Origin of the sequence: Moorena sp. SIO2C4, from assembly GCF_010672485.1 — a bacterium.
Classification (GTDB): domain Bacteria; phylum Cyanobacteriota; class Cyanobacteriia; order Cyanobacteriales; family Coleofasciculaceae; genus Moorena; species Moorena producens.
Genome location: NZ_JAAHGN010000481.1, coordinates 1 through 5,523 on the forward strand (window position 1 = coordinate 1; position 5,523 = coordinate 5,523).

3 protein-coding genes and 1 tRNA gene are annotated in these 5,523 nt (G+C 43.2%); 3 read left to right on the forward strand and 1 reads right to left on the reverse strand.

Translation table 11 applies throughout. The features are described 5' to 3' along the window. The first annotated feature begins 382 nt into the window (after positions 1-382). Positions 383-1,285 carry a sulfotransferase family protein gene (locus F6K20_RS22440; RefSeq protein ID WP_287266199.1) on the forward strand — a complete coding sequence of 301 codons (903 nt, stop codon included), beginning with the start codon at positions 383-385 and terminating at the stop codon, positions 1,283-1,285. Positions 1,286-1,305: 20 nt separating this feature from the next. Here F6K20_RS22440 and F6K20_RS22445 read toward each other — a convergent pair. Continuing rightward, positions 1,306-1,377 (reverse strand) — tRNA-Val (locus F6K20_RS22445). A gap of 334 nt (positions 1,378-1,711) precedes the next feature. Between F6K20_RS22445 and F6K20_RS22450 the strand changes: the two genes are divergently transcribed. Together F6K20_RS22450 and F6K20_RS22455 are read left to right on the forward strand one after the other, a co-directional pair. Then, entirely contained in the window at positions 1,712-4,321 is a 2,610-nt protein-coding gene (locus tag F6K20_RS22450; protein WP_008180650.1) for a CHASE2 domain-containing protein, read from the forward strand. Between the two features lie 75 nt (positions 4,322-4,396). Further along, the gene (locus F6K20_RS22455) at positions 4,397-5,173 is read left to right on the forward strand and encodes a DUF928 domain-containing protein (protein ID WP_287250847.1); all 777 of its coding nucleotides are present in this window, start codon (positions 4,397-4,399) and stop codon (positions 5,171-5,173) included. Positions 5,174-5,523: the final 350 nt, after the last annotated feature.

Consider the following 5,523-nt stretch of genomic DNA (forward strand, 5'->3'; position numbering starts at 1 on the left):
AGTGTGGGGAGATGGGGAGATGGGAAGATGGTAAAGATTTTTATAGGGTTTCCTATACTTACGAGGTACATTCAATTTTATTACCCCTACTCACTGTTTCCTTTGCTATAGTACTTTCTTGATAGTATAGCAGTCGCCAGGGCAGTTAGGACATGACAAAAGTCTCACACCCTTTGTAAGCGCAAGAGTTTGACTTCTGACAAATGACTTCTGACTTTTGACTTCTGCTATAGTTTCTTGATCACGTTTGGTGATATCCACTTTCAACGTGGGTATTATCTTAGTAGGAACTTATAGCAGTTTTCATAGTAATGAGGTACACAGGATTTTTTGCCTATTCCCTATTCCCTATTCCCTATTCCCTATTCTCCCCAGAAATAAAATGAAATTACCGACTTTTTTAATTATAGGTGTGCAGAAGGCAGGAACAACTTCTATTTATAACTACTTAACCCAACACCCTCAAGTTTATATGAGTCCGGTTAAGGAAACCAATTTTTTGGAGAAAGATTGGGAAAAGTTACCTCCAGAAATAAGAACTATTAACAAAAATAGAATTGATACCTTTGAAAAATATTGTAAACTTTTCCAAGAGGTGAAGGATGAAATAGCGATTGGGGAAGCATCCCCTAATTATTTGTTTCATTATAAATCATCTTGTGAGCAAATATTGCGCTATTTGCCCGATGTTAAAATGATTGCTATTCTACGAAATCCCGTAGACCGAGCTTATTCGGATTATTTAATGCATGTTCGGGAAGCGACGGATGTAGCGGGTAATATCCAACCATTATCGGAACAGCTTAAGTTTCGCTCTCAGGGGTCGTTTACCCTAAAAAAAGGACTCTACTCCTCTCAATTGAGTCATTTTTTTGAAACGTTTAATCGAGATAAAATAAAAGTTTATCTGTACGATGATTTATGTAAAAATCCCGTGGCTTTGATCCAGGATATGTATCGGTTCATTGGAGTAGATGAAACGTTTATCCCGGATGTATCGAAAAAAGCGCAAGTGGCTCAAGTTCCTAAACTAAAATTGGTTAATGATCTGTTGCGGAAACAAAATCCCTTCAGAACTATGATAGCTTCTGGACTAAAGTTCATCCTGCCAGTGGAGGTGAGGCAAACTGTTCGTTCAGCGCTAATCAACATGAACTCAACTGATAAGAAAAAAGCTGCTCTTTCTAAAGAGGAACGGCAACAGTTGCTGGAATTTTATCGTGATGATATCCTGAAACTCCAAGATTTGATTCAACGAGACCTTTCGTTTTGGTTAACTATTTGATTGCCTACACCAAGATAGAATGGGCGATACTGGGTTCGAACCAGTGACCTCTTCCGTGTGAAGGAAGCGCGCTACCACTGTGCTAATCGCCCATAGTTTTCTAGTCACTAGCTTTACAGTATACCACAAATTACGGTCACGTGACAAGTGGAGTTTGCCTGAAAAGCTGATTTTTATGATATCCCTTGATGCTGAATCAGTGAACTGTGGATCAAGCTAGATATCAAGCTAGATATAAAATCTTAAAACTACACTATAGCATTTTAATACCACCAATTGAAGAGTTGACAAACACAATCGAGTAATGTTATCTTATCGCAAGAGTTTTAATGGTTAGACCCCCATAAACATTCAACTCCAAGCAACCATTAAAATTTCAGACCTTAGTTAACCCTGACGGATGTAGCCCTGACAAACTATTTAAAGATGAGTCAGTTAGTAGTCTTAAAACTGGGAAATGGTAATTGTCAGGAAGGTTTTCCTACTGTTATAGCTCAACTTTGGGAAAGGGATCATCGTACTCTGATGCAGTTTACTGGAGGTTTGCCTGCTGCACCAGAACTGCCTAAACTCTACAAACGCTGGCAATTAATGTATGCAGCACTCTACGGAGGCTTCAGGTGCGATCGCCGTCTGGAAATTCATAACGTTAGTATCACTAATGTTTCAGAAGCTGAGTTTAGGAATCTGTCTCAACAGTTAGAAGAGCAAATTAATACCTGGCTCAATGCTGAAGAATTTCGCAACATTGAACGGCGAGTGCGAACTAAACTAATTCCGTCTGAGGAAATTAGCGTGATTATCGAGGCGGAAGATGACCAAGTGCGACGATTTCCTTGGCATTTGTGGCGTTTATTTGAAGATTACCCCCTGACAGAAGTGGCGTTGAGTAGCCAAGAGTATGAGCCAGTCACGACGCCAGATCGAGAGTCAACGGGTCAAGTTAGGGTATTAGGAATTTTAGGAAATAGTGAAGGGATTGAGGTTGAAAAAGACCGGGCTTTACTTGAGCAGTTACCGGAGGCGGAAACGGTTTTTCTGGTGCAGCCACAACGCCAAGAGCTTAACCACCAGCTTTGGGATAAACAGGGATGGGATATCCTGTTTTTTGCAGGACATAGCAAGAGTGCGGCGGATGCTAAAACTGGTTACATAAGTATTAATCAAACTGATAGGTTAACGATTTCCCAGTTAAAGCATGGTCTGGGAGCAGCTATTACCCGTGGTTTGAGACTGGCAATTTTCAATTCTTGCGATGGCTTGGGATTAGCACGGGAATTGGCTGATTTACATATTCCTCAGTTGATTGTGATGCGGGAGCCGGTACCAGATCCAGTGGCACAGGAGTTTTTGAAGTACTTTTTAACCGCATTTGCTGGTGGAAAATCCTTATATTTGGCAGTGCGGGAAGCTAGGGAACGGTTGCAAGGCTGGGAAGATAACTATCCTGGTGCTAGCTGGTTACCAGTGATTTGCCAAAATCCAGCTGTTGTTGCGCCGACTTGGCAACAGTTGCGCGATCGCAATCAATTGGCTTCTGTTTCAGGTAGCTCTAGTCAGGCTCATGGGTCACAAACCTCTTCAGAGGTTCAAAAGATGATGCGATCGGCTGTAGTAGAGGGTGAAGGTTCATTACCCAGTACCTCCCTTACTCCTTCAGACCAAAAGACTAAGACCTTTTTGCGATCGCATAACAGATCCTACAGACCTTGGCATTTTTGTCTGATTCGGTCACTATGGTGCGATCGCGTTTTGTTACTCAAGGCTAGTGTATTCGCCATGGCTTTGGTGATGGGATTGCGGTGGTTGGGACTATTGGAAGGGCTTGAACTAAAAGCTTTTGACCAACTGATGGGACAACGACCCTATGAAATGGGGGACGAACGTCTGTTGATTGTTAAGGCTACTCCAGAGGATATTAAAAATCAGGAACAGCAACCCAAGCATAGGGCATCGTTATCAGACCATACTCTTACTCGGCTATTTGAGAAACTCCAGGAGTATGAACCAGTAACGATTGGCTTAGATATCTATCGTGATTTTCCGGTGGATCCAGCTTACCCTAAACTAGCAACTTACCTGGGACAAAAGAATTTATTTGGTATCTGTAAAGTTAAAGATGCTAAGGCTGGGGACACCGAAGGGATTTCTCCACCCCTGGAAATTCGGCCAGATCGGATTGGTTTTAGTGATGCTTTACCTGACCAGGGGGGAATCCTCCGTCGCCATCTGTTATCTCTGAACTCACCAGACCTCACGGATAAGTGTACTGCTAAGAATAACCTTAGCTTGTTACTAGCCCTATACTATCTACATGCTAAGGGTATCCCATGGGGCTACACATCAAATCAGCAATTATGGATTGATCGGCCACATTTGGGTAACGGTAAAACTGTTGTGCTGAAGGAATTAAATTCCTATACCGGTGGCTACCACAGAGTGGATGCAGCAGGTAGACAAATCTTGCTAAATTACCGTTCCCGTCGTTCTGTTGAAGATATTGCACCAACAGTCGATGTTGGCGATATTCTCAATGATAAGATTCCGCCCCAGCGCAGGTCCCAACTGAAGGGTCGGATTATTCTTGTTGGTATAGCCGGTCCAATTAATACCAGTAGTGATTACTGGCTCACCCCTTACAGTGCCAGTCAGCGCCTGAGCCAGAAGCGAACACCAGGAGTGGTGATTCAAGGACATATGGTAAGTCAAATCCTGAGTGCGGTTCTGGATAATCGACCCTTGTTGTGGGTTTGGTCAGAATCAACAGAAGTGCTGTGGATTTGGGGTTGGTCTGTGGTAGGAAGTGTAATTGGTTTAGTAATGGGATTCCGCTCAGGCCAGGCTAGGGGTATGCATTGCCTAAGTGGCTTGGTAATCCCGACGGGAGTGGCACTTGGTGCTTTGTATGGCATTTGTTATCTGTTGATTTTGCAAGGGGGTTGGATACCGCTGGTGCCTTCAGCAATGGTATTGGTGCTTACTTCGGTGGGTATGGTTTTGGTAGTACGTTATACAGCATGTTCCAATCAGATGTGAAACTAGGATTGATGCAAAAAGGGAACTTCTCAGACCCAGTCAGCATCTTCCTTGGCAAAAGCATCGGAGTTGACAATGGTTAAAATTAAACTGCTTTATGGGATTGCGTTTGCTCTGGCGACTCTCACCAGCTACCCAGCACAAGCGCAATTGATGGAATCCACTGGCAATAGGGCTGAATCTATAGCAGTAGAGTTTAAACAGCCAGATTATTCAGGTGATGCGCCGAGCGGACGTAGGCGAGGTACAGGTAATCGTGGATATTGTCCTATGGCTGTTTCTGAAACGGGAGGAAACCTTACGATGACACCTGTGATCGATAAAGATAGTAGGGGATTGACAGTTAATGAGTCTCCGACTATCTGGGTTAATGTTTCCTATCAATCTGAAAGTTTTGAGAGGGGGCTTTCTGGGGAATTTTCCTTGCAGGATTCAAAAACTAACACCAAGCTTGCTCCAAAATATTTACCTGTTACTTTGCCAAGTCGGTCTGGTGTGTTTAGCATACCTCTTCCCTACTCCTTAGAGGTTGGTAAGTGGTATCGCTGGCATTTGATCCTTGATTGTAATTCTCCAGATTCGTTTTACGATGACTCGGTTTTGTTTATTAGAGGACTCTTGAAACGGGTTGAATTGCCAAAGTTTAAGTATGAGTTAGATACAAAAAACTCACAGCAGAAGCTAATGACAGTTTATGCTGAAAATGGCATTTGGTATGATGCCTTGAATCAAGCAGCTAAACTTCGTTGTAGTAATCCACAAAATGCTACGTTTGCTGAGGCTTGGTCCCGATTGTTGAAAGCGGTTGAATTGGAAGAAATTGCGCAGGAAAGTTTGATCTGTCGGGAATAGTTTAGTTTAACTACAAGGGAGCAGGGACTTCGGAGCAGGGAACAGGGAACAGGGAACAGGGAACAGGGGAGAGGGTTTGATGGTTTTTTTATGTAAGCATTTAGCTAATGCGCTATGCGCACGCTTCGCGAACAGCTAATGCGCTACGCGCACGCTTCGCGAACAGCTATCAGCTATAAGTCATCAGCTATAAGTCATCAGCTATAAGTCATCAGCAAAAGGCTGACGGCTGACGGCTGACGGCTGAATGCTCAATTCCTACTTATCTAATTTAAATCCACAACAGCTTAGGCGATCACTTTAAAGTCAGAAATCGTCTCAATCCATACCCGTGCTCCACACTTTAGGGG